The 25,305-nt window shown below is 59.8% G+C and carries 23 protein-coding genes; 19 read left to right on the top strand and 4 right to left on the bottom strand.

Annotated features, from left to right (window positions below; all coding sequences use genetic code 11):
• The first annotated feature begins 3 nt into the window (after positions 1 to 3).
• Both AC0IXS_RS19110 and AC0IXS_RS19105 read left to right on the top strand, forming a co-directional pair.
• Positions 4 to 1,542, top strand: a complete 1,539-nt coding sequence (locus AC0IXS_RS19110; RefSeq protein ID WP_122668816.1) for a bifunctional aminoglycoside phosphotransferase/ATP-binding protein — start codon at positions 4 to 6, stop codon at positions 1,540 to 1,542.
• A gap of 96 nt (positions 1,543 to 1,638) precedes the next feature.
• Positions 1,639 to 1,983 carry a pentapeptide repeat-containing protein gene (locus AC0IXS_RS19105; RefSeq protein WP_004879917.1) on the top strand — a complete coding sequence of 115 codons (345 nt, stop codon included), beginning with the start codon at positions 1,639 to 1,641 and terminating at the stop codon, positions 1,981 to 1,983.
• A gap of 281 nt (positions 1,984 to 2,264) precedes the next feature.
• Here AC0IXS_RS19105 and deoC read toward each other — a convergent pair whose 3' ends face one another.
• A complete protein-coding gene (gene deoC, locus AC0IXS_RS19100; protein WP_191954465.1) occupies positions 2,265 to 3,092 on the bottom strand; it encodes a deoxyribose-phosphate aldolase in 828 nt (275 codons plus the stop codon).
• 112 nt (positions 3,093 to 3,204) lie between these two features.
• On the bottom strand, positions 3,205 to 3,966 hold the full coding sequence (locus tag AC0IXS_RS19095) for a ChaN family lipoprotein (protein ID WP_449124598.1): 762 nt from the start codon (positions 3,964 to 3,966) through the stop codon (positions 3,205 to 3,207).
• A gap of 164 nt (positions 3,967 to 4,130) precedes the next feature.
• Here AC0IXS_RS19095 and AC0IXS_RS19090 point away from each other — a divergent pair, with 164 nt between their 5' ends.
• Positions 4,131 to 4,469, top strand: coding sequence for a Rieske (2Fe-2S) protein (locus AC0IXS_RS19090; RefSeq protein WP_081021705.1), 339 nt, complete (start codon positions 4,131 to 4,133; stop codon positions 4,467 to 4,469).
• Positions 4,470 to 4,488: 19 nt separating this feature from the next.
• Here AC0IXS_RS19090 and sfsA read toward each other — a convergent pair whose 3' ends face one another.
• Together sfsA and AC0IXS_RS19080 are read right to left on the bottom strand one after the other, a co-directional pair.
• Positions 4,489 to 5,202, bottom strand: a complete 714-nt coding sequence (gene sfsA / locus AC0IXS_RS19085; protein WP_137202784.1) for a DNA/RNA nuclease SfsA — start codon at positions 5,200 to 5,202, stop codon at positions 4,489 to 4,491.
• On the bottom strand, positions 5,202 to 6,374 hold the full coding sequence (locus tag AC0IXS_RS19080) for a pyridoxal phosphate-dependent aminotransferase (protein ID WP_320471014.1): 1,173 nt from the start codon (positions 6,372 to 6,374) through the stop codon (positions 5,202 to 5,204). Before AC0IXS_RS19080 ends, sfsA begins: the two co-directional genes overlap by 1 nt.
• Positions 6,375 to 6,723: 349 nt before the next feature.
• Between AC0IXS_RS19080 and dksA the strand changes: the two genes are divergently transcribed.
• The 16 genes from dksA to AC0IXS_RS19000 all read left to right on the top strand — a co-directional run bounded on the left by dksA (position 6,724) and on the right by AC0IXS_RS19000 (position 25,209).
• Positions 6,724 to 7,164: an RNA polymerase-binding protein DksA gene (gene dksA / locus AC0IXS_RS19075; RefSeq protein WP_057408751.1), complete on the top strand. Its 441-nt coding sequence runs from the start codon at positions 6,724 to 6,726 to the stop codon at positions 7,162 to 7,164.
• A gap of 156 nt (positions 7,165 to 7,320) precedes the next feature.
• Positions 7,321 to 8,208 (top strand): tRNA glutamyl-Q(34) synthetase GluQRS, encoded by an 888-nt coding sequence (gene gluQRS, locus AC0IXS_RS19070; protein WP_122668813.1) that lies wholly within the window; start codon positions 7,321 to 7,323, stop codon positions 8,206 to 8,208.
• Positions 8,209 to 8,306: 98 nt separating this feature from the next.
• Complete coding sequence (locus tag AC0IXS_RS19065) at positions 8,307 to 8,483, top strand: hypothetical protein (protein WP_004879930.1); 177 nt, start codon at positions 8,307 to 8,309, stop codon at positions 8,481 to 8,483.
• A complete protein-coding gene (locus AC0IXS_RS19060; protein WP_088235940.1) occupies positions 8,467 to 11,421 on the top strand; it encodes a sensor histidine kinase in 2,955 nt (984 codons plus the stop codon). Before AC0IXS_RS19065 ends, AC0IXS_RS19060 begins: the two co-directional genes overlap by 17 nt.
• 22 nt (positions 11,422 to 11,443) lie before the next feature.
• Entirely contained in the window at positions 11,444 to 12,877 is a 1,434-nt protein-coding gene (locus AC0IXS_RS19055) for a sigma-54-dependent transcriptional regulator (RefSeq protein ID WP_057408754.1), read from the top strand.
• A gap of 38 nt (positions 12,878 to 12,915) precedes the next feature.
• Positions 12,916 to 13,254 carry a hypothetical protein gene (locus AC0IXS_RS19050; protein WP_137202786.1) on the top strand — a complete coding sequence of 113 codons (339 nt, stop codon included), beginning with the start codon at positions 12,916 to 12,918 and terminating at the stop codon, positions 13,252 to 13,254.
• Between the two features lie 325 nt (positions 13,255 to 13,579).
• Complete coding sequence (locus tag AC0IXS_RS19045) at positions 13,580 to 14,983, top strand: polynucleotide adenylyltransferase PcnB (protein WP_004879938.1); 1,404 nt, start codon at positions 13,580 to 13,582, stop codon at positions 14,981 to 14,983.
• Positions 14,976 to 15,482 (top strand): 2-amino-4-hydroxy-6-hydroxymethyldihydropteridine diphosphokinase, encoded by a 507-nt coding sequence (gene folK, locus AC0IXS_RS19040; RefSeq protein WP_471825445.1) that lies wholly within the window; start codon positions 14,976 to 14,978, stop codon positions 15,480 to 15,482. Before AC0IXS_RS19045 ends, folK begins: the two co-directional genes overlap by 8 nt.
• A gap of 232 nt (positions 15,483 to 15,714) precedes the next feature.
• Positions 15,715 to 16,515 carry a 3-methyl-2-oxobutanoate hydroxymethyltransferase gene (gene panB, locus AC0IXS_RS19035; protein ID WP_122668810.1) on the top strand — a complete coding sequence of 267 codons (801 nt, stop codon included), beginning with the start codon at positions 15,715 to 15,717 and terminating at the stop codon, positions 16,513 to 16,515.
• On the top strand, positions 16,512 to 17,363 hold the full coding sequence (gene panC / locus AC0IXS_RS19030; RefSeq protein WP_449124596.1) for a pantoate--beta-alanine ligase: 852 nt from the start codon (positions 16,512 to 16,514) through the stop codon (positions 17,361 to 17,363). Before panB ends, panC begins: the two co-directional genes overlap by 4 nt.
• A gap of 7 nt (positions 17,364 to 17,370) precedes the next feature.
• Positions 17,371 to 17,751 carry an aspartate 1-decarboxylase gene (gene panD / locus AC0IXS_RS19025; RefSeq protein ID WP_025996635.1) on the top strand — a complete coding sequence of 127 codons (381 nt, stop codon included), beginning with the start codon at positions 17,371 to 17,373 and terminating at the stop codon, positions 17,749 to 17,751.
• A gap of 185 nt (positions 17,752 to 17,936) precedes the next feature.
• Entirely contained in the window at positions 17,937 to 19,601 is a 1,665-nt protein-coding gene (gene pgi / locus AC0IXS_RS19020; protein WP_057408758.1) for a glucose-6-phosphate isomerase, read from the top strand.
• Between the two features lie 132 nt (positions 19,602 to 19,733).
• A complete protein-coding gene (gene acs, locus AC0IXS_RS19015) occupies positions 19,734 to 21,671 on the top strand; it encodes an acetate--CoA ligase (protein ID WP_137202788.1) in 1,938 nt (645 codons plus the stop codon).
• A gap of 52 nt (positions 21,672 to 21,723) precedes the next feature.
• Positions 21,724 to 22,590 carry an oxygenase MpaB family protein gene (locus AC0IXS_RS19010; RefSeq protein WP_057408760.1) on the top strand — a complete coding sequence of 289 codons (867 nt, stop codon included), beginning with the start codon at positions 21,724 to 21,726 and terminating at the stop codon, positions 22,588 to 22,590.
• A gap of 128 nt (positions 22,591 to 22,718) precedes the next feature.
• Complete coding sequence (locus AC0IXS_RS19005; RefSeq protein WP_191957536.1) at positions 22,719 to 23,897, top strand: acetyl-CoA C-acetyltransferase; 1,179 nt, start codon at positions 22,719 to 22,721, stop codon at positions 23,895 to 23,897.
• 295 nt (positions 23,898 to 24,192) lie between these two features.
• The gene (locus AC0IXS_RS19000; protein WP_471825441.1) at positions 24,193 to 25,209 is read left to right on the top strand and encodes a class I SAM-dependent rRNA methyltransferase; all 1,017 of its coding nucleotides are present in this window, start codon (positions 24,193 to 24,195) and stop codon (positions 25,207 to 25,209) included.
• The last annotated feature ends 96 nt before the right edge of the window (positions 25,210 to 25,305 follow it).

Raw genomic sequence — 25,305 nt, 5'->3', positions numbered from 1 at the left:
CCCGTGAGCCAGTCTCTGATCGCAGCCCTGCAAAATCCCGCTCTTTTCCCCCATCCGGTAGAAGATTTTCAGGTTATCGAAACCCATATCTCCTGGGTATTGCTCACCGGCCCTTACGCCTACAAGATCAAAAAGCCCGCGAACTTCGGCTTCCTCGACTTCACCACACTGTCGTCACGCGAGCATTTCTGCAACGAAGAACTGCGCCTCAACCAGCGCATGACCGACGATCTGTACCTCGAAGTGCTGCCGATTACCGGTTCTGTCGAAGCACCGCAACTGGGCGGCAGCGGTGAAGTCATCGAGTACGCGCTCAAGATGCGCCAGTTCTCGCAAGCCAACCTGCTGAGCACCCTGCAGGCCAACGGCGAGCTGACCGCCGGGCATATCGACGAACTGGCGATCCAGATCGCCGGGGTTCATGAGCAGGCACCACGCGTCATGGCTGACACTGATCTCGGTTCGCCCGACAGCGTTATGGCGCCAGTGCTGCAGAACTTTGAGCAGATTCGTCCTCTCATCAGCGAAAAATCCGATCTGACACAACTCGATGCCTTACAGGCATGGGCAGAATCGAGCTTCGAGCGCCTCAAGCCGTTGATGACTCAGCGCAAGGCAGAAGGCTTTATCCGCGAATGCCATGGCGACATCCATCTGGGCAACGCGACCGTGATCGACGGCAAGGTCGTTCTGTTCGACTGCATCGAGTTCAACGAGCCGTTCCGCAAGACGGATGTCTATGCCGACATCGGCTTTCTGGCCATGGACCTGGAAGACCGGGGCTTGAAGTCGCTTTCTCGACGCCTGATCAGCCTGTATCTGGAAAAGACCGGTGACTATGACGGCCTTGAACTGCTCAACTTCTACAAGGCCTACCGGGCCATGGTGCGCGCCAAGGTTGCGCTGTTCAGCCAGCCCGCCGACGCCGACGGCGTTCAACGTGCTGCGACCCTTCGCCAGTACCGCAATTACGCGAATCTGGCCGAGAGCTACAGCGCCATTCCATCGTGCTTTATGGTGGTGACCCACGGGGTTTCTGCTGTCGGCAAAAGCCATGTCGCCATGCGTCTGGTCGAATCGCTGGGCGCGATCCGTCTGCGTTCGGACGTCGAGCGCAAGCGCATGTTCTCCGATGAAAGCACCGCGCTTTACGGAGACCAGGCCAGCAGCGCGACCTACAATCGTCTGCACGAGCTGGCGGGAAAAACATTGCGTGCAGGCTTTGCCATCGTGATTGACGCCACCTATCTCAAGCACGAACAGCGCATCGCGGCCGCCAAAGTGGCCGAAACCACTGGCGTACCATTCCTGATTCTGGATTGCGAAGCGCCGGACGCCGTTATCGAAGGCTGGCTGGCACAGCGTCAGGCGCAGAACTCCGATCCTTCGGACGCGACCATGGACGTTATCAAGGCCCAGCAGGCCAGCCGCGAGCCTCTGACCGAGGAAGAAATCGTCTACAGCAAGCACGTTGCGACCAACCAGAGCAGTGATCTGGATGGCCTGATCGACCAGTTGCGCCAGCGTCTGCCCGGCCTCTGAGATCAAGGCTCAGCCGTTGGGCAGGTAGTGCTTCACGGCTGAGTAATGGTGGCGATATACTGGCGCCATAATTCCAACGCAAACCACGAGGCCATCATGAGCCAGCCCAAACAGATCGACTCACCGCTTTACATCATGCTGCGTAGAGACGATGTCGAAGGCTTCAACCAGGAAAAGCCGAAGACAGGCACCATCGACATGGCCGGGGGCGATTTCCGGGGGCTGGATCTGCGTGAACTGGATACCACCGGTATCGACTTTACCGATGCCTACTTCCGCTCGGCAGATCTTCGCGGCCTGGATTTGCGCAACACGCCTATGGAAGGTGCGAGCATTGCGCATGCTCAGATCTCGGGTGCTTATTTCCCGGCAGAGCTCACCGCAGACGAAATTCTGATGTCGGTGAATTTCGGTACCCGCCTGCGCTATCGCACTCACTGAGCATTGCTTTTCAGCTATTGCTCTTGAAACACCGTCTGAACCGGTATGCGCAATGCATGCCGGATGTGAGCGGTTTTTTGTTCGTTCATGCACGTCCTGCAATGCCCTCCCCCCTTGCTGCCCAATGCTTTTTGGCATTGATTTCTGGCACCTGACATACGGGGAAAAGAACTGTTGACTTACAAATGAGAATCGTTATGATTATCACATCCGGTCGCGAGACTGGACGATAACTGAAAGACCTTGGTTCGGACTTTCGGATTATCTCCTCATCAGGCTAATCACGGTTTTTGACCCGGCTCTTTGCCGGGTCTTTTTTTGCCTTCGAAAAATGCTTGGTGACCTGTAGATGCGTACAAGCCAAGCCTTCCCAGCAGGTCATCAAGCAGACTCGATCCGCACAGCCGTACTCGCTCACTTACTATCCAGTGAGCTCCAAACCTGGCATGAGCCAACTGGATGAAAAGCCTGGCGTCTTCGAAGGTGCGAAGCCCGCCTGCGACCTTGAAGCCGACCTGCCCGCCCGTGTCGGCAATGGATTCCAGCATAATTCGCGCAGCCTGAGGTGTTGCGTGACGCGCGGACTTGCCGGTGCCGGTCTTGAGAAAGTCGGCCCCCGCCTCGATGGCTGAGCGGCATGCCGTATGAATGATTTCCGAATCTCTCAATTCGCCAGTCTCAAGCGTGGCCGTCAATTTGACCCGCCCATCGAGCCGGGATCGGCAGGCCGAGAGCAGGTCCACACCAGTCTGCTGATCGCCGCCGAGCAACGACCGGAAGGGATAGACCACATCGATCTCGTCGGCACCCGCAAGCATGGCCGCGCGCGTCTCGGAAGCCGCTGCCTCGAAATCCGCTCCCCCGTGGGGAAAGTTGACCACGGCCACAACCCTGACCTGATGCGCCTGAAGTCGATCCAGCGTCGTACGCGCCAGACAGACAAAACGCGGAGAAACGCAGACTGCGGCTACAGGCCCCAGCGGCGTCAGTGCCCGCTGACAGACTCCGATGATGCGCTGTTCGGTGTCGTCATGATTGAGGGCGAAGAGTTCCATCAAGGCTATGGCCTGGCGTGCCAGTTGCTCATCATCGGCAGTGATCGCTGTCATGTGTAGATCGCTCGCAAAAACGGGAGCGAGACGATATACGAGCCAGCGCGTCGGAGGGACGCGCCCTTGCAGCTCGGGACAAGTACCACGTCAAACAAGGAAAAATCCGATGCTACTGAATGCCCGGATCCTGCCTGGGTCTGGCAATTGTGTACCAGACGTAGTCGGCACTTCCCTCAGCAATCTCATCCCCGATCTGAGCCAGCAGCAAAACGAGCGGTGCGGCGCCCGTATCAAGATCCGCCATGTGCAGGGGCGCGCCTGCATCCTTGCGGGCATGCCAGAATCCCGCGATCAGAATTGCGGGCGTGGGTGCGTCGAGCAGGCTTTGGGCCAGACGCCGATCACGCTGCTGCTGCACTGCCAGCGTCGCCGCCTCCTGATCTACAGGCAGAAGACCTTCATGCGAGGCACGCAGATGCCCCATCAACAGTGCCTGCACTTCAGGTGCGGTAGAGCGCGGACCCAGAAGTGCGGGAACGTGCTGATAAATCGACTTTACTTCGCCGAGATCCAGATTGGCTGACAGCAAGGGGTAAGGCTGAGCCAGCGCAAATCGCATGACCGGACCATGCAGGGTCCAGTCCCAGCCCGGTTGCCATTGCAAGGCTGCGAGCAAGTCCACAGGCCCGTCCGACTGGGTAATCTGCTCTCTGACCGAGTCGACGGAGGCCTGCTGGTTCGGGCTCAGCGCTTCGAGCAGCACACCCCCTTGGGCGCGCTGGTCGGCCAGCACCTGCAAAAGCCATAATTGCACGGCATGGTGATCGGGGTTGTCGTGCTGTTCGCCCACCAGAACCCTGGGGGCGGCAGCGAGGCGCTCGGCAAGCTGCCTGCTCGTCAGCGCCAGGCCACTCTGGGTGTCACGAATCATTCCTGAATCCAAATGCTCACATGTGGCCCGAAAATCCAAGCATCAGGCAACATTACCTGATCACATTGGCGCGCTACCAGACTAACATCACACCCGATGACCCTGGCGGCAGACATTTCGACAAGGGCAACGTCAAAGACCATTCATGCTTCATGGGGTTTTTCTTGAGATTTCTTTGCACATCCAGCCACCTGCCGGAATCACAGAGCCGGGGGTTCGAGCTGGAAGACTACAGGCTTCTGGCGATACGCCGACAAGGCGAGGTTTTCATCTACAGGAATCGCTGCCCGCATCGCGGCATCCCTCTGGAATGGCAGCCCGACCAGTTTCTGGACAGCAGCGCCAGCCTGATCCAGTGCGCCACCCACGGTGCGCTGTTTCTGATCGAGACCGGCGAATGCGTGGCCGGCCCCTGCGAAGGCCAGTCGCTGACCGCGCTGGACTCCCATGAAGATGCTCAGGGTATCTGGGTAACGTTGCCCGAAGACGACCTGCAGGCCTGAGCACCCGATGATCGCTGGCTTATTCCAGCCATTGCACCTTCAAAGGCCGGTCGATACGGACTTCCTGCGGATCCAACTGCACGCCGTAGGCCAGAACCTCGACACCGGCATCCATCGCGTCCTTCAACGCCAGCGCATAAGCGGGATCAATCTCCTGCGCCGGTCGCACCGACTCGATCCCGGTGAGGTTGACGCAATACAGCAGGACCGACCGCACGCCATCCCGTGCCAGCGCCGCCAGTTCACGCAGGTGACGCGCTCCACGTTGTGTCACGGCATCAGGAAATGCCGCGACGGCCGACCCGTCAAAGCCGAGCGTGACGCTTTTTACTTCCAGATACACAAAACCGTCGGGATACTCGAGACGGAAATCGACCCGGCTTTTTTCCTGCCCATACGCCACCTCGCGCTTGAGCGCGGTGAAACCGTCGAGCTCACTGATCACTCCCGCGCGCAAGGCCTCCTCCACCAGGGTGTTGGCGCGCCCGGTATTGATACACGCGAAACGGCCCTGCGGCGTCTCACTGATTTCCCAGGTTCCGGGCAGTTTGCGTTTGGGATCATTGGAGCGACTGAACCAGACGCGCCCTCCCGGCATCATGCAGTTGAGCATCGAGCCAGTATTGGGGCAATGAATGGTCAACAGCTCGCCGCTGTCGGTCTCGATATCGGCCAGGAAACGTTTGTAGCGAACGATCAGGCGACCCTGCTCCAGCTCAGGCGAAAACCGCATCAGGCGCTCCAGCTGCGCAGGCCGCGGGCGATACGCTCTACAGCCTCCTGCAATCTCGGCAGGCTCTGGGTGTAGGCAAAGCGCACATGGTGTCCGGCCAGATGACGACCAAAGTCCAGTCCGGGCGTGAACGCGACATGTTCGGTTTCAAGGAAGTGTCGACAAAAAGCAAAGGCATCACCACCGAAGGCGCTGATGTCGGCATACAGGTAAAACGCGCCCTCAGGCTCGACAGCGATGCCAAAACCCAACTCGCGCAAGGCAGGCAGCAGGAAATCCCGACGGCGACCGAACTCTGCACGGCGCTGCTCGAGAATCTCCAGCGTCTGCGGTTCGAAGCAAGCGAGCGCCGCGTATTGCGCCATGCTGGGCGCACTGATGTAGAGGTTCTGAGCCAGCTTTTCCAGGTCGGCAACCGCGTCTGTCGGCGCGACCAGCCAACCCAGACGCCAGCCGGTCATGCCGAAGTACTTGGAAAAACTGTTGAGCACAAAGGCGTCATCATCGACTTCAAGCACGCTGCTGGCGTCCATGCCATAGGTCAGGCCGTGGTAAATCTCGTCGACCACCAGATGCCCGTTGCGCGCCTTCAGGGTCTGCGACAGGGCGGCCAGTTCATCGCGATGCAACAGGGTACCGGTGGGATTGGCAGGCGATGCCACCAGCGCACCGACACTGTCCTCATTCCAGCATTGTTCGACCAGGTCGGGCGTCAGTTGATAGCGCTCCTGCGGGCCGACCGGCACCAGTTGCGCGCCACCTTCGACCAGACGCAGAAAATGCCGATTGCACGGATAACCCGGATCGGCAAGGAGCCAGTGCTTGCCCGGATCCACCAGCAGACTGCTGGCCAGCAGCAGCGCACCCGAACCGCCCGGCGTGACCAGAATTCGCTCGGGATCGATTTCAACCTGATAACGCTGGGCATAGAAACCGGAAATCGCCTCACGCAGCTGGGGCAGCCCACGGGCGGCGGTATAGCGTGTCTTGCCGTCTGCCAGCGCCGCCTGGCCAGCCGCAATAATGGGTGCGGCCGTCGTGAAATCCGGCTCGCCTATCTCCAGATGGATAACGTCGTGACCCGCCGCCTGCAGCTCATTAGCGCGCGCCAGCAGCGCCATGACATGAAACGGTTCGATGGCGCGACTGCGCGCACTGTAAGGCTGGGCCATGGGTCTTCCTTTATGACGAAGGCTTCTGGAAATGTGATTGTCACGACAGAGGAGCACGATTCTACCCACCCTGCGCCAGCGGCACCCTAAATGATCTTGCAGGGCGTATCGATAAAGCCGGAAGAAAAGAAAGCTACGACGGCCGTCCAGAGCTAGAGTTCATTTAAGGTAAAGGCAGTTTCGTTCCGGTCGCCTCTGCAAGCAGACCGCTTCGTCATGCTCGACAACCGGGAGTAGCGCACTCCGATTTGATCTGGTAAGTTCGCCCGCTTGCAGCTGCAGGGCCGACGGGTGTCGGTGATGGAACAATCCTGCGCAATAGATTAGAAGAGTGAGAGGCGGTCCATACATGCCCACCCCAGAAAAGCAACAGAACCATCTAATCAGCGGCTTCGAACCCTACGTCGCGACGAAGGATGAGGAGTACATGGGCGAGCCCATGCGCGCGCACTTCACCAAGATCCTGAACAAGTGGAAACAGGACTTGATGCAGGAGGTCGACCGCACGGTAGACCACATGAAGGACGAAGCTGCCAATTTCCCTGATCCGGCGGACCGCGCCAGTCAGGAAGAAGAGTTCAGCCTTGAACTTCGCGCCCGTGATCGTGAGCGCAAACTGATCAAGAAGATCGACAAGACGCTGCAACTGATCCTTGACGAAGAATATGGCTGGTGCGAATCCTGTGGCGTCGAGATCGGCATCCGCCGCCTCGAAGCCCGCCCGACTGCGGATCTGTGCATCGACTGCAAGACGCTGGCGGAAATCAAGGAAAAACAGGTCGGTAAGTGACCTGCAGGACCTGCCTTGAATAAAAAAGACGCTTCGGCGTCTTTTTTTGTTTTTACGGATCAGGAAGTCGCTTTTGATCGCGCACATCGCTCTACGTGGGGATGCAGCTCGCCTCACGCTTGCTCGCCAAAGCTGCGCACCAGTAACATCCGGCCCATGAAAAAATCTGCCTACATCGGGCGCTTTGCGCCGACGCCCAGTGGTTATCTGCATTTTGGTTCGCTGGTCGCAGCGCTTGCGTCCTATCTCGACGCGCGCGCAGCAGGCGGACAGTGGCTGATGCGCATGGAAGACCTGGATCCGCCCCGTGAAGTGACCGGTGCGCAAGCCGCCATTCTCGACACACTGGAACGTTACGGTTTCGAGTGGGACGGCGAGTTGGTCCGTCAGAGCGAACGCCACGACGCCTACGCCGCCATTATCGATCGCTGGTTCAGCCACGGCCTGGCCTATGCCTGCACCTGCTCACGCAAACAGCTCGAAGAATATAACGGCGTTTATCCCGGCCTGTGCCGCAACGCAGGGCATTCGCCCGAAAACGCCGCCATCCGTATTCGGGTGCCGGAACTGGAATATCGCTTCGAAGACCGGGTGCAAGGCACGTTCCGCATGCACCTGGGCAATGAAAGCGGGGATTTCGTGATTCGCCGCCGGGATGGCCTGTACGCCTATCAACTGGCAGTCGTCATCGACGATGCCTGGCAAGGCGTGACGGATATCGTGCGCGGCGCGGACCTGCTGGACTCGACTCCCCGCCAGTTGTATCTGCAGGAGTTGCTCGGCATTCCGCAGCCGCGCTACTTGCACGTGCCGCTGATTACCCAACCGGATGGCCACAAGCTCGGCAAGTCCTATCGCTCCCCGCCCTTGCCTGCCGATCAGGCCACGCCTCTGCTGTTGCGGGCCTTGCGTGCGCTGGGTCAGCCGACCGATTCGCAGTTGATGTACGCAACAGCGCACGAGGTGTTGGCCTGGGGCGTCGAACACTGGAACCCGGACCTTATCCCCAGGCTGCACAACATTGAAGAAGCCCGGATAGACTGAGCCAGAGCGGTTGCTGAAAACTACTGCTTATGGCTACTTGCAGCTTGTCGCGCATCCGTTACCATGCCGCTCCTCATCTACCAGCGCAGGGAGACCAGATGTACATATACCGGTTGGTTTTGCTTCTGGTGGTAGGTATTTACCTTTTCTCCCCGGCCATCATGGACTGGTGGATCGACGCGACAGGTGCCTGGTACCGGCCTTATCTGCTTTGGCTGATCCTGATCGTGGTGACTTTCATTCTGCAGAGCCAGCGAGATGCCGATGAGCTTTAGCCTGACGCAGATGTTGCTGGTGAGCGCCGGCTATCTGCTGGTGCTGTTTGGTGTTGCCTGGGTCAGCGAGCGCGGCCTGATTCCACGCGCAATCATTCGTCATCCACTGACCTACACCCTGTCGCTGGGCGTCTATGCCAGTGCCTGGGCGTTCTATGGCACGGTCGGGCTGGCCTATCAGTACGGCTATGGCTTTCTCTCCAGCTACCTCGGTGTGTCCGGTGCATTCCTGCTGGCACCGGTGCTGCTTTACCCGATTCTGAAGATCACCCGTACCTACCAGCTTTCCTCACTGGCCGACCTGTTCGCGTTCCGCTTCCGCAGTACCTGGGCGGGCGCGCTGACCACGGTGTTCATGCTGATTGGTGTGCTGCCCTTGCTGGCGCTGCAGATACAGGCGGTTGCCGACTCGATCAGCATCCTGACGCGCGAGCCAGTGCAGGATCGTGTGGCCGTAGCGTTTTGCGCGATCATCATGCTGTTCACGATCTTCTTCGGCTCACGGCACATCGCGACGCGAGAAAAACACGAAGGGTTGGTGTTCGCCATCGCCTTTGAATCGCTGGTCAAATTGATCGCGCTGGGCGGCGTTGGTCTGTATGCGCTGTACGGCGTGTTCGATGGCCCGCAGCAACTGGAACTCTGGCTGCTGCAGAACCAGACCGCCCTGGCTTCGCTTCACACACCGCTGCAGGAAGGTCCGTGGCGCACGTTGCTGCTGGTGTTCTTCGCCTCGGCGATCGTGATGCCGCACATGTACCACATGACCTTCACCGAAAACCTCAACCCGCGCTCGCTGGTCAGTGCAAGCTGGGGCCTGCCGCTGTTCCTGCTGCTGATCAGCCTCGCCGTCCCGCTGATTCTCTGGGCCGGACTCAAGCTCGGCGCGACCACCAGCCCCGAATACTTCACCCTCGGCATCGGCATGGCCGCCAACAAGCCGGCCCTGGCGCTGCTCGCCTACATTGGCGGTCTGTCAGCGGCCAGCGGACTGATCATCGTCACCACACTCGCGCTGTCGGGCATGGCGCTCAACCATCTGGTGCTACCGCTTTACCAGCCTCCGGCTGAAGGCAACATCTATCGCTGGCTGAAGTGGACCCGACGCGGCTTGATCGTGGCGATCATCGCCGCAGGTTACGGTTTCTACCTGATGCTCGGCGCCCAGCAGGATCTGGCCAATCTGGGCATCGTGGCCTTTGTCGCGACGCTGCAGTTTCTGCCAGGCGTGCTGTCCGTCCTGTACTGGCCGACTGCGAACCGGCGCGGCTTTATTGCAGGGCTGCTGGCCGGGATCGCGGTCTGGGTGGTGAGCATGCTGTTGCCGCTGATCAGCAACCTGCAGGGCTTCTACATTCCGCTGCTGAACATGATCTACGTGCTGGACGACACTAGTTGGCACATGGCGGCCATCGCATCCCTGGCCGCCAACGTGCTGTTGTTCACCCTGGTGTCGCTGTTCACCAACGCCAGCGCCGAAGAAGTCAGCGCCGCCGAGGCCTGCGCGGTCGACAACGTGCGCAGGCCGCAACGCCGCGAACTGCATGCCGTATCGCCCCAGGAGTTCGCCACGCAACTGGCCAAGCCACTGGGCGCGAAGGCGGCGCAGAAAGAAGTCGAACAGGCCCTGCGCGACCTGTATCTGCCTTTCGATGAGCGCAGGCCTTACGCCTTGCGGCGTCTGCGCGACCGGATCGAGGCCAACTTGTCCGGCCTGATGGGCCCCAGTGTCGCTCAGGACATGGTGGAGACGTTCCTGCCATACAAATCGGGCAGCGAAAAATACGTTACTGAAGATATCCACTTCATCGAAAGCCGGCTTGAAGATTACCACTCGCGCCTGACCGGTCTCGCTGCCGAGCTCGATGCCCTGCGCCGCTACCATCGCCAGACCCTGCAGGAACTGCCGATGGGCGTGTGCTCGCTGGCCGAGGATCAGGAAATCCTGATGTGGAACCGCGCCATGGAAGAGCTGACCGGCATCGTTGCGCAGCGCGTCGTGGGTTCACGCCTTGAAACCATTGCCGAGCCTTGGAAAGGCCTGCTGACCGGCTTCGTCAGCGTGCCTGACGAACACTTGCACAAGCAGCGCCTTGGCCTGGACGGGCAGACCCGCTGGCTCAACCTGCACAAGGCGGCCATCAACGAGCCGCTCGCTCCGGGCAACAGCGGTCTGGTACTGCTGGTCGAAGACCTGACCGACACTCAGATGCTTGAAGACAAGCTGGTCCACTCCGAACGACTGGCGAGCATTGGCCGACTGGCGGCCGGTGTCGCCCACGAAATCGGCAATCCGATCACCGGTATTGCCTGTCTGGCGCAGAACCTTCGGGAAGAGCGTGAAGAAGACGACGAACTGAAGGAAATCAGCAGTCAGATTCTCGAACAGACCAAACGCGTGTCGCGTATCGTGCAGTCGCTGATGAGCTTTGCCCACGCCGGCGCTCATCAGCACAGCGACGAAGCCGTCTGTCTGGCCGAAGTGGCTCAGGATGCCATCGGCCTGCTGGCATTGAACCGACGCAATTTCGAAGTGCAGTTCTATAACCTGTGCAACCCCGAACACTGGGTCGATGGTGACCCGCAACGGCTTGCGCAGGTGCTGATCAACCTGCTGTCCAATGCGCGCGATGCTTCGCCTGCGGGCAGCGCGGTCAGGGTCAAGAGCGAAGCATCCGAACACACTGTGGATTTGATCGTCGAGGACGAAGGCAGTGGAATATCCAAGGCAATCATGGACCGATTGTTCGAGCCATTCTTCACCACCAAGGACCCCGGTGAAGGAACAGGACTGGGGCTTGCGCTGGTCTATTCCATCGTTGAAGAGCATTATGGACAAATCACCATCGACAGCCCGGCCGACCCCGAGCACCAGCGTGGTACCCGTATCCGGGTGACTCTGCCACGCCATGTCGACGCGACGTCCACCGCGAACTGAGACCGTCGAGAGAACTGAATCAATGCCGCATATTTTGATCGTCGAAGACGAAACGATTATCCGCTCAGCCCTGCGTCGCCTGCTTGAACGCAATCAGTATGAAGTCAGTGAAGCCGGTTCTGTTCAGGAGGCTCAGGAACGTTTCAGCATCCCGTCCTTTGACCTGATCGTCAGTGACCTGCGGCTGCCGGGCGCGCCCGGTACCGAACTGATCAAGCTGGGAGAGGGCAAGCCGGTGCTGATCATGACCAGCTACGCCAGCCTGCGCTCGGCAGTCGACTCGATGAAAATGGGTGCGGTGGATTACATCGCCAAGCCCTTCGATCACGACGAAATGCTTCAGGCCGTGTCGCGCATCCTGCGCGACCGCCAGACGGTCAGCAGCCTGCAAGCCGAACGCAGCGCAATGGGCAAGGTGAGCAGTGCCGAAAAAGGTACGGCGCCGAACAACAATGGAGAGATCGGCATTATCGGTTCATGTCCGCCGATGCTCGATCTTTACAGCAAGATTCGCAAAGTGGCGCCAACCGATTCCAACGTGCTGGTTCAGGGCGAGTCGGGCACGGGTAAAGAGCTGGTCGCCCGCGCCTTGCACAACCTGTCACGCCGCGCCAAGGCGCCGATGATTTCCGTCAACTGTGCAGCCATTCCGGAGTCGCTCATCGAGTCCGAGCTGTTCGGCCACGAGAAAGGCGCGTTCACCGGTGCCAGCGCCGGACGTGCCGGTCTGGTGGAAGCGGCGGACGGCGGCACGCTGTTTCTCGACGAGATTGGTGAGTTGCCGCTGGAAGCCCAGGCACGTCTGTTACGCGTCCTGCAGGAAGGCGAGATTCGCCGGGTCGGCTCGGTGCAGTCGCAAAAGGTCGATGTTCGACTGATTGCAGCGACCCACCGGGACCTCAAGACCCTGGCCAAGAATGGTGAATTCCGTGAAGACCTTTTTTACCGCCTGCACGTTATCGCCCTCAAGCTTCCGGCCTTGCGCGAGCGTGGCAGCGATGTGCTCGAAATCGCCCACGCATTTCTGGCACGCCAGAGCGCAAAAGTCGGCCGTAACGACCTGAAGTTCGCCCCCGATGCCGAGCAGGCGATTCGTCATTACAGCTGGCCGGGCAACGTCCGTGAACTGGAAAACGCTGTGGAGCGTTCGGTGATTCTCTGCGAGAACCCGGACATCACCGCCGACCTGCTGGGTATAGACATCGAGCTGGACGGCCTGGGTGACGATGAGTACATGGGCCTTGCGCCGCTGCCCAATGGTTCGACCTCCGGCAGCAGCGAGCCGACCGAGGACCTGTCACTCGAAGATTATTTCCAGCATTTCGTTCTGGAACATCAGGACCATATGACCGAAACCGAGCTGGCTCGCAAACTCGGGGTCAGCCGCAAGTGCCTGTGGGAACGTCGTCAGCGCCTGGGCATACCCCGTCGCAAGGGTGTGGCCAACGAAACCTGACACCTTGCGCGAGGCTCTGGCACGCGGTGCTCAGGGCTTTGCGCAAACTGTTACCCTCCTCGCCTCACGTAACAAAAGCCGGGTCTTACGGTAACGAAGTCCCGGCTTTTTTATGCCTGCCGTTCCCGGCAAAAGCCAGCGAAGCCACGGTTTACGGGGCTTTTCAAAAGTTGGCACAGGTCCTGCTATATCTCTTGTACAAGAAGAACAACAAGCAGCACGACACCCACAACAAGAACAATACGAATCGACTCACGCATAACAAGAACAACACGGCGGAGGCGCAGCTAACTGATTCTTTTGGAGAGGAGTTGTATTTGGGGCTTGCCCCGCAACCAGGCCGAGAACAACAAAAACTACCCTTAGGTAGAGCCTGAACTGGTTGGATCGAATGATCATTGCAACGCAGCGACCAAAGCAATCCGTTTGCTCTTGACTCCCGATTGGGAGGTTTCACAGACGAAAGTCTCGTGAATGGGCACTCAACAAAAACAAGAAGCCCTGACAGAAAATAATAATAAAGAGCACACATTTTGGGGGAGCTTCGGCTCCCCCAGTAGCTTCCAGCGTAAAATCCGGCCGCACTTTCCCCGCCTTCAGCGACAGCTTCCTACACCATCCCTCGACTAAATGCTAGAATCCCCGCCCATCATGCGGTCATTCCACGTTTTTGGCCGAATATTCCTTCAAACAGTGCATCCCATGCTGAAGAAGCTGTTCCAGTCATTTCGCTCTCCACTGCGCAAGCCGCAGCAACACACGCGCACCACGCCTGAAGTGCTCAATAGCGGCCAGCATTCGCTGCAGCGCGGTCAGTTCAGTCGCTACGCCGTCAATATCGTCGAGCGCCTGCAGAACGCAGGCTACCAGGCCTATCTGGTCGGTGGCTGCGTCCGTGACATGATGCTCAATATCACGCCCAAGGATTTCGACGTCGCCACCAGCGCCACGCCGGAACAGGTGCGTGCCGAATTTCGCAATGCCCGCATCATTGGCCGCCGCTTCAAGCTGGTCCATATCCACTTCGGTCGAGAAATCATCGAAGTTGCAACGTTCCGCGCCAATCATCCACAGGATGACGAAGAAGAGGACAGCAATCAGTCCTCGCGTAACGAAAGCGGGCGCATCCTGCGTGACAACGTGTACGGCACCCTTGAAGAGGACGCCCAGCGTCGCGACTTCACGATCAATGCCCTGTATTACGACCCGGTTACCGAACGCGTGCTGGATTACGCCAACGGCGTGCACGATATCCGCAATCGCCTGATCCGCCTGATTGGCGATCCCGAGCAGCGCTACAAGGAAGACCCGGTACGCATGCTGCGCGCCGTGCGTTTCGCCGCCAAGCTGGATTTCGGCATTGAAAAGCACAGCGCCCTGCCGATTCGTCCTCTGGCCGCCATGCTGCGTGATATTCCGTCGGCGCGCCTGTTCGAAGAAGTGCTCAAGCTGTTCCTATCCGGTCATGCCGCGTCGACGTTCGAAATGCTGGTGGATCTGGAGCTGTTCGAACCGCTGTTCCCGGCCAGCTCCAAGGCGCTGGAATACAACCCGACCTACACGCACACACTGATCAGCAATGCCCTGATCAACACTGATCTGCGCATCAAGCAGAACAAGCCGGTCACCCCGGCCTTCCTGTTTGCTGCCCTGCTGTGGCCCGCCTTGCCTGCCAAGGTGCTGCGTGCCCAGGAGCGCGGCATGCCGCCGATCGCCGCGATGCAGGAGGCGGCACACGAACTGATCATCGAGCAATGCCAGCGCATTGCTATTCCGAAGCGCTTCACCATGCCGATCCGCGAGATCTGGGACATGCAGGAGCGCCTGCCACGTCGTTCGGGCAAGCGCGCCGATCTGCTGCTCGACAACTCACGCTTCCGCGCCGGTTACGACTTCCTGCTGCTGCGCGAATCCGCAGGCGAACAGACTGATGGTCTGGGCCAGTGGTGGACCGATTATCAGGAGTGCAATGAAAGCGAGCGCCGCGACATGATTCGCGACCTGAGCGGCAAGCCTGAAGCCGCCGGGGCCGCGCCGCGCAAACGTCGTCGCACCAGCGGCGCGAAGCGCAAGCGCACCGGTGCCGAGACATCCGGCGGTGAATAACACGTTGTTCAAAACCGAACGCGTCTATATCGGCCTGGGCAGCAACCTTGCAGACCCGGCCGAACAACTGCGCAGCGCCATCAAGGCACTGGAGCAGTTGCCGGGCAGCCAACTGGCGGGCGTCTCATCGTTTTACGTCAGCGACTCGCTGCTCCCCGGCCAACCGCGCTTCACCAACGCGGTCGCCGCACTGGACACGTCTCTCGCCCCGCTGGTCTTGCTCGACGTGCTTCAGTCCATCGAACTGGATCAGGGCCGTGAGCGCCACGAGCGCTGGGGTCCGCGCACACTGGACCTGGATATCCTGCTGTTCGGCAACCACCTGATCGACGAACCCCGTCTCAAGGTGCCGCATTACCACATGCAGGAAAGACCGTTCGTGCTGTACCCCCTGGCCGAACTGGCACCTGGGCTGATCCTCGCAGACGGTCGCGAACTGGGTCAGTTGCTGAGTAATTGCCCGTTCGTTGGCCTGGAACGTTTGCCCGCTCAGGCGTAGTGTCCTCCTGCCACCCGTTACCCTTGCTGTAACCGCCCCGGCAAACGGTAACACCCGCAATTGACTTCACGCCCCCTCCTCACGAAGATAGGCCTCCCGCCGCCACCCCTGTGGCGAACGGGCGCGAAACAGGCCTTTGCAAAACACCGCGATACGACGGTGTGCCTGCTTTTCCAGGATGACTCTCACGCGCTGAGTCCCGCAGTTTTCAGCGCCTGATGGAGGACTTTACATGCCGAACATAACCGTTACGTCGCTGCTGGGTATGAAACAGAAAGGTGAAAAGATCACCATGCTGACCTGCTACGACGCAACCTTTGCCCACGCTGCAAGTCAGGCGGGCGTCGAAGTGCTGCTGATAGGTGACTCGCTGGGCATGGTCCTGCAGGGTCATGACAGCACGCTGCCTGTTACCACTGCGGAAATGGCTTACCACGTCGCCTGCGTCAAACGCGGCAACCAGGGTGCGCTGATCCTCGCTGACCTGCCGTTCATGGCCAACGCCACCCTCGACCAGACCTTTATCAACAGCACCACGCTGATGCAGGCCGGTGCGCACATGGTCAAGGTCGAAGGCGCTGCCTGGCTGGCCGAGTCGATCCGTTTGCTGGCAGAGCGCGGTATTCCGGTCTGCGCCCACATGGGCCTGACGCCACAGTCGGTGAACGTGCTGGGCGGTTACAAGGTGCAGGGTCGCCTGGAAACACAGGCACGCCAGATGCGTGCCGACGCCATTACGCTGGAACAGGCCGGTGCGGCGATGATTCTGCTCGAATGCGTGCCGAGCGAATTGGCCGAGGAAATTACCCACGCGGTGAAGATTCCGGTCATCGGTATCGGCGCAGGCAGCGCCACCGACGGTCAGGTACTGGTGTTGCACGACATGCTCGGCCTGTCCATAACCGGACGGGTTCCCAAGTTTGTGAGGAACTTCATGGTCGGCCAGCCTGATATCCAGTCGGCCATCCAGGCGTACGTCAGCGCCGTCAAAGACGTCAGCTTTCCTGCTATCGAACATGGATTCTCGGCATGATCACAGTCTCAACCGTTTCGGAACTGCGCGCAGCGGTCGCCAATGCACGCCGTGAAGGCAAACGCATCGGCCTGACGCCGACAATGGGCAACCTGCACAGCGGCCATGCCGCACTGGTCACTCGAGCGACTCAGTGCGCAGACTTTGTGGTCGCGACCATCTTCGTCAATCCTTTGCAGTTCGGCGCCAACGAAGACCTGGCCACCTACCCGCGCACATTGGCGGCAGATCAGGAACGCCTTCAGGAAGCAGGCTGTGACCTGCTGTTCACGCCCACCGTTGAAGAGATGTACCCCAACGGCATGGGCGTACAGACGCTCGTCAGCGTGCCGCTTGTTTCCGAGGGCCTGTGTGGCGCAAGTCGCCCCCGCCATTTCGACGGCGTCGCAACCGTTGTCAGCAAGCTGTTCAACATGGTCCAGCCCGATGTTGCGGTGTTCGGCGAAAAGGACTTTCAGCAACTGGCCGTGATTCGCGCCATGGTCCGCGACCTGAACATGCCGATCCAGATCATCGGCGAGCCGACGGTACGTGCCGACGATGGTCTGGCGTTGTCCTCACGCAACGGCTACCTGAACGAAGAACAACGTGCCGCTGCGCCCGCGCTCTATCGCGTGCTTCGCCAGATTGGCGAGGCGATCACCGCTGGCGAGCAGGATTTCGACGGCCTGCTGCAACGCAACAGGCAACAACTGGAAGCCGCAGGCTTTCGTATCGACTATCTGGAAATACGCGAGGCCACCGGTCTGCGCCCGGCCACTGTGCAGGATCGCGATCTGGTCGTCATCGCCGCCGCGTTCATGGGCAAGACCCGACTGATCGACAATCTGCACCTGATCAAGGAATAACAACAAGATGCACACCGTGATGCTCAAAGCCAAACTTCACCGCGCCGAAGTCACCCATGCGGTGCTCGACTATGAAGGCTCATGCGCCATCGATGGCGAGTGGCTGGACCTGTCGGGGATTCGTGAGTACGAGCAGATCCAGATCTACAACATCGACAACGGCGAACGCTTCACCACCTATGCCATTCGCGGTGAAGAAGGTTCGCGCATGATTTCGGTGAACGGCGCCGCGGCGCACAAGGCGAAAGTCGGCGACCGGGTGATCATTTGCGCCTACGCTCATTATTCGGAAGCAGAACTGGTCAATTTCAAGCCACGCATGCTGTACATGGCGCCGGGCAATGAACTAAGCCACACCAGTAATGCCATACCCGTACAGTTTGCGTAACCGATTGCCGACAGCATTCAACTGAAAAGCCCGCCCGTTGTGTGAGAAATAGTACCGGGCTTACGTACGGCAAAGCGCAGACAAACAGGTAGACGAGGGCGTAGTCTGCGTAATGTGGCCAATGGGTCAAATCGCAACCTCGCTCCATAAAGCCCCAGAAGATCCAGTTAAGGAAACCCGCAGCGATGGCGTACTACCGCACTCCTTCCGATGTGACCGCTCTGCCCGCCTGGCAGGCGTTGAGTGAACACCGCAAAGCCATGCAGGATTTCAGCATGCGCGAGGCGTTCAATGCAGATCCCCAGCGCTTCAGTGAGTTCACCCTGAGCAGTGCTGGCCTGTTCCTTGATTACTCGAAAAACCTGATTACCACCGAAACGCGTGACTTGCTGGTAAGCCTGGCCAATGAAGTGGGCCTGAAAGACGCGATCAAGGCACAGTATGACGGCGAGCTGGTCAATTCCTCCGAAGGCCGCCCTGCCCTGCACACGGCACTGCGTCGTCCTGTCGGCGACAAGCTGAAGGTCAACGGGGTTGATGTCATCCCGGATGTACACCGCGTGCTCAACCAGATGACTGAACTGGTCGGCCGCATCCACGACGGTCTGTGGCGCGGCTACACCGAAAAGCCGATCACTGACGTGGTCAATATCGGCATCGGTGGCTCCTTCCTCGGCCCGGAGCTGGTCTCCGAAGCACTGGTTGCCTACGCCCACAAAGGCGTTCGCTGCCATTACCTGGCGAACATCGACGGCAGTGAGTTCCACGAACTGTCGATGAAGATTCGTGCAGAAACCACGCTGTTCATTGTTTCGTCGAAGTCGTTCAACACCCTCGAAACATTGAAGAACGCTCAGGCTGCACGCGCCTGGTATCTGGCGCAGGGCGGCTCCGAAGCGGAACTGCATCGTCACTTCATCGCGGTCTCCAGCAACAACGCTGCCGCTGTGGCCTTCGGTATTCGTGAAGAAAACATTTTCCCGATGTGGGACTGGGTCGGCGGTCGCTACTCGCTGTGGTCGGCGATCGGTCTGCCGATTGCACTGGCGATCGGCATGTCCAACTTCAAGGAACTGCTGTCCGGTGCCTACACCATGGACCAGCATTTCCAGAGCGCGCCGTTCGAGAAGAACATGCCGGTGCTGTTGGCCTTGCTGGGCGTCTGGTACGGCAATTTCTGGAATGCGCAGAGCCATGCGATCCTGCCGTATGACCACTACCTGCGTAACATCACCAAGCATTTGCAGCAGCTGGACATGGAATCCAACGGCAAGAGCGTGCGCCAGGATGGCACGCCAGTCTCTACCGACACCGGCCCGGTCATCTGGGGCGGCGTGGGCGCCAACGGCCAGCACGCGTATCACCAGTTGCTGCATCAAGGCACCCAGATGATTCCGGCCGACTTCATCGTGCCGATCGTCAGCTTCAACCCGGTTTCCGACCACCATCAATGGCTATACGCCAACTGCCTGTCGCAAAGCCAGGCCCTGATGATGGGCAAGACCAAGGCCGAGGCCGAGGCCGAGCTGCGCGAAAAAGGCATGGCCGAAGACGAAGTGCAGAAGCTGGCACCGCACAAGGTCATCCCTGGCAACCGTCCGAGCAACACGCTGGTCGTCGAACGCATCAGCCCACGCCGTCTCGGCGCGCTGGTCGCAATGTATGAGCACAAGGTGTTCGTGCAAAGCGTGGTCTGGGGCACCAACGCCTTCGACCAGTGGGGCGTCGAGCTGGGCAAGGAAATGGGCAAGGCGGTCTACCATCGCCTGACCGGCGGCACCGAAGAGCCGGCCGACGATGCATCGACCCAGGGCCTGATCAACTACTTCCGTGGTCGTCACCGCGGTTGATTCACCCAGTCTGATCCGATCGTGCTCATGCTCTGCGTGAGCACGATCAGCCTGCCATACCTCTCTACGCATTGAACCCCTCTCCCCACGCATGACTCCCATTTCTGTGGATCACAGAATAAGGAAGCCGTCATGTTCGATATCAGCGCTTTCCCCAGGGCCGACGCGGTGCGCAAAAATGCGCAGCTCAGCGAAGCCGACTATCAACGTCTCTATCGCCAATCGATCGATCATCCCGAAGAGTTCTGGGCCGAACAGGCCAACGCCTTTCTCGACTGGTCAGCCCCCTGGAGCCAGGTGCATCAGGCTGATCTCGCCACGGGGCAAGCCACCTGGTTCAAGGGCGGCAAGCTCAACGTCAGCCACAACTGCATCGACCGTCACTTGCCGGATCGAGCCGATCAGATCGCGATTATCTGGGAAGGCGACAACCCTTCCGAATCAGCCGAAATCACCTACAGCAAACTGCACCACCACGTTGCCCGGCTGGCGAACGTGCTGAAGATGCGCGGCGTGAAAAAAGGCGACCGTGTGTGCATCTACATGCCGATGATCCCCGAAGCCGCCTACGCCATGCTGGCCTGCGCGCGCATCGGCGCGGTGCATTCGGTAGTGTTTGGCGGCTTCTCGCCCGATGCGCTGCGTGACCGGATTCTCGACGCCGACTGCCGAACCGTGATTACCGCCGATGAAGGCATTCGTGGCGGCAAGTACATCCCGCTCAAGGCCAATGTCGATCAAGCGCTGCACAGTTGTCCCGATGTCAGCACGGTGCTGGTTGTCGAGCGCACCCAAGGCGAGATCGACTGGGTAAAAAACCGTGACATTTGGTACCACGAAGCGATTCACGGCGTTGGCCATGACTGCTTGCCGGAACAGATGGACGCTGAAGATCCGCTGTTCATTCTGTATACCTCTGGCAGCACGGGCAAACCCAAGGGCGTGCTGCATACGACTGGCGGCTATCTGTTACAGGCGGCCATGACGCACAAGCACGTCTTCGATTACCGGGACGGCGAGGTGTTCTGGTGCACGGCTGATGTCGGCTGGGTCACCGGACACAGCTACATTGTCTACGGACCGCTGGCCAACGGCGCGACCACATTGATGTTCGAGGGTGTTCCCAACTATCCCGATGCATCGCGTTTCTGGCAGGTCATCGACAAGCATCACGTGAATATCTTCTACACGGCACCCACTGCCCTGCGAGCGCTGATGCGTGAGGGCACGGGACCGCTGCAAGGATCATCCCGCGAGAGCCTGCGATTGCTGGGCAGTGTCGGCGAGCCGATCAACCCGGAAGCCTGGGAATGGTATTTTCATCAGGTTGGCAAACAGCGTTGCCCCATCGTCGATACCTGGTGGCAGACCGAAACCGGCGGCATCATGCTCACGCCTCTCCCCGGCTTCAGCCGGATCAAACCGGGCTGCGCCACCGCACCGCTGTTCGGGGTGCAGCCAGTGTTGCTCGACGAGCAAGGCAAGGAAATAGACGGACCCGGCAGCGGCCTGCTGGCGATCAAAGCAAGCTGGCCGGGACAGATCCGCAGCGTGTACGGCGATCCGCAGCGCATGATCGATACCTATTTCAAACCCTTCCCCGGCTACTACTTCACCGGTGACGGCGCGCGACGTGACGCAGACGGCGATTACTGGATCACGGGCCGCGTGGATGACGTGATCAACGTTTCGGGGCATCGCATCGGCACTGCCGAAGTCGAAAGCGCGCTGGTCCTGCACGACAACATTGCCGAGGCTGCGGTAGTGGGTTATCCCCACGACGTAAAAGGTATGGGCATCTACGCCTTCGTCACACCCATCAACGGGATCGACCCCAGTGATGATCTGAAAAAGGAATTGCTCGGTCATGTGGGCAAGGAGATCGGCAGTTTCGCCAAACCTGATCATGTGCAGTGGGCATCAGCGCTGCCGAAAACCCGCTCGGGCAAGATCATGCGCCGCATTCTGCGCAAGATTGCCTGCAACGAACTCGACAGCCTGGGAGACACATCAACCCTGGCCGATCCAGGCGTCGTGGAGGACTTGATCGACAAACGCTTGAATCGATGAAGCGCACAAGGCATGGTCAGCGCCGCGCATGCAGTATTTATCCTGAGGGAACATGGAATTCATTCGCAGTCGTATCGAAGCTCAGGTAATCAATCTGACCGGCCTGTCACTGGGCCAACTGGACCTGGAAAACCCCAAGGGCGACCCAGGTCTGTTCGGCCCGCAGGCTGTCTGCTGGAAAGTGCACAGCGACTTCACCAGCATGCTGGTCGGCGGCATCAGCGCACTGATGCTGCAGGCGCTGCATCCACTGGCGCTTGCCGGCATCTGGGACCACTCCAACTTTCGCGATGACATGCTCGGTCGTCTGCGACGCACCGGACAGTTTCTGTCGGGCACGACCTTTGGCTCGACCCAGGACGTCAACTGGCTGATCGAAAAAGTGCGCACCATCCATCTGCAAATCACTGGAACCGCTCCGGACGGCCGACCCTACGCAGCCAGCGATCCGGCTCTGCTGACCTGGGTGCACGTGGCCGAAGTCAGCAGTTTCATGGCGGCGCATCTACGCTACCTGGACCCTATGCTTTCAACGGCCGATCAGGACACCTACTACGCCGAGACCGCTGTGGTTGCCGAGCGGCTTGGGGCGCAGGACGTGCCGCGCTCACGCGATGCAATTGCCGACTACCTTGTCAGGGTTCGCAAAGACCTTGTATGCGATGAGCGCAGCCGGGAAGTGCTGCGACTGCTGCTGGACGCCCCAGCGCCGAACTGGCTGGCCAAGCCTTTTGGCGTTCTGATGATGCAGGCTGGTATCGAGCTGTTGCCAATATGGGCCAGCGACATGCTGGATGTTCCTCAGGGACCGGTGAAACGAAAGATGATCCGTTCGGGGGTGAACAGTTGTGCACCCATCCTGCGCTGGGCGGTGCGCGACGGTTCCTCTCATAGAGCCAAGCGACGAATGGGCCTCTGAGCGAGGCGAAAAAGTGACCGACGGGTTCGCAGTTGGAAGGTTGATCTCCATCTGTGACACCATGAGCCACGTGATCACGGCAGCCCCGACCGATCGGCTCGCCATCCAAAACAATGAGGATCCGCACCATGCAAGACGTCGTTATCGTTGCCGCCACCCGCACTGCCGTGGGCAGTTTTCAAGGCTCTCTGGCCACTGTCCCCGCTGTCGATCTGGGCGCTGCGGTCATTCGCCAGCTTCTGGAACAGACCGGTGTGGACGGTGCGCAGGTCGATGAGGTCATCATGGGCCAGGTGCTCACTGCCGGTGCCGGTCAGAACCCGGCGCGTCAGGCGGCTATCAAGGCTGGTCTGCCCTTCGCCGTACCGGCCATGACCCTGAACAAGGTCTGCGGTTCGGGTCTCAAGGCACTGCATCTGGCGACCCAGGCAATCCGCTGTGGCGACGCTGAAATCATCATTGCCGGCGGTCAGGAAAACATGAGCCTGGCCAACTACGTCCTGCCCGGTGCGCGCACCGGTCTGCGCATGGGCCACGCCACAATGATCGATACCATGATCAGCGATGGCCTCTGGGACGCCTTCAATGATTATCACATGGGCATCACTGCCGAGAATCTGGCTGAAAAGTACGAGATCAGCCGTGAGGCGCAGGATGCTTTCGCCGCGTCATCCCAGCAGAAAGCGACGGCTGCCATCGAAGGCGGGCGCTTTGTCGATGAAATCACCCCGATCCTGATTCCGCAGCGCAAGGGCGATCCGCTGTCCTTCGCCACCGATGAACAACCACGCGCTGGCACCACCGCCGAAGCGCTGGCCAAGCTCAAGCCTGCGTTCAAGAAAGACGGGACGGTCACGGCCGGTAATGCATCGTCGCTGAACGATGGCGCGGCGGCGGTCATGCTGATGAGCGCAGCAAAGGCTGAACAACTGGGCCTGCCTGTACTGGCGCGAATTGCAGGTTACGCCAACGCTGGCGTGGACCCGGCCATCATGGGCATCGGCCCGGTCAGCGCCACCCGCCGCTGCCTCGACAAGGCAGGCTGGACGCTGGAGCAACTGGACCTGATCGAAGCCAACGAAGCCTTCGCAGCGCAATCGCTGTCGGTCGGCAAGGAATTGGGCCTGGATCCGGCGAAGCTCAACGTCAACGGCGGCGCCATCGCCATCGGCCATCCCATCGGCGCATCAGGCTGCCGCGTACTGGTCACCCTGTTGCACGAAATGATCAAACAAGACGCCAAAAAAGGCCTTGCGACCCTGTGTATTGGTGGCGGTCAGGGTGTGGCGCTGGCGTTGGCTCGATAAGTGACGCCTACTCCGGGCCGTGGGAGGCGGCTTGCCGGCGATGCAGTCGACGCGGTATATCAGGATAAATCGCGTCATCGTTCATCGTCGGCAAGCCGCCTCCCACAGTCCGGTGTTTACTGCCTGACAGTGCTACCTGGAAGACGTGGTGGCGCCTCCCACAGAAAAGGCGTTTACATCTACGAACAGGTATCTGCTGTCAGACGCGAAGGCGTCGTTTGCAGCGATGCATCTCCAGACTGCCAGTAACTGGTAAACTCCCGCGCCTCATTCCATCCAGCCCGAGGCGCGTCGTATGTCTTCCTTGAATCAGGCGCTCAGCGTCGCCCTCGATAATCGTCAGCGCGTGCTGGGCGAACTTCATGAGCAAGGGACCGATTGTTATCGCCTGTTCCATGGCAGCCAGGAGGGTGCGAGCGGCCTGACTATCGACCGTTATGGCCCGCAGCTGCTGGTGCAGAGCTTTCACACAGGGCTTGATCGCGAAGCGCTGCTTGAGCTGCATGCACAGGTCAACCGTCATCTGGGGCTGGAAACCTTGCTGGTCTACAACGATCGTTCGCAGGGCAATTCGCGTATTGATCGTCAGGACGCCGTCTACAAGGCCGATGATGCCGCGCTTGAAGATCAGGTCGGTCACGAGTGGGGCTTGAATTATCGGGTCCGTGGTCGCCATGCCGGGCAGGATCCGCTGCTGTTTCTCGACCTGCGTAATACGCGCGGCTGGGTCAAAGAGCACAGCGCAGGCAAAAGCGTCCTCAACCTGTTCGCCTATACCTGCGGCGTCGGCCTGAGCGCCGCGGCCGGTGGCGCGAGCGAGGTGTGCAACCTGGATTTTGCCGAGGGCAATCTGGCCGTCGGCCGCGAGAATGGCGCGCTGAATCCGCAACTGCCGACCATGCAGTTCATCCAGTCGGATTACTTTCCGGCAATCCGCCAACTGGCCGGTCTTCCCGTTTCGGCGCGACGCAGCCAGAAACTGCCTGACTACATCAAGCTGCAGCCGCGCCAGTACGATCTGGTGCTTCTGGATCCGCCTGCCTGGGCCAAGAGTGCATTCGGCACCGTCGACCTGCTGCGCGACTATCAGAGCCTGCTCAAGCCTGCGCTGTTGAGCACCGCAGATAACGGCGTGCTGATCTGCTGCAACAATCTGGCGAAGGTCAGCATGGAAGACTGGCGCGAACAGGTGCTGCGCTGCGCCACCAAGGCGGGTCGTCCGGTGCGCGAATGGCAGGTGATGAAGCCTGCCGAGGATTTTCCGTCCATGGACAATCAGCCGCCTCTGAAAACCCTGATCCTGCAACTCTAGGTCGCCGGAATACCAGAAACTTCCTACGAGCAAGGTCGGCAGTGGCTTGGGAACCGAACAGGCATGCCATACTCCAAGCACCTCCGAAACAGCGAG

Source organism: Pseudomonas sp. AC016 (genome assembly GCF_979253365.1).
This window is presented reverse-complemented; position numbering and strand designations above follow the sequence as displayed.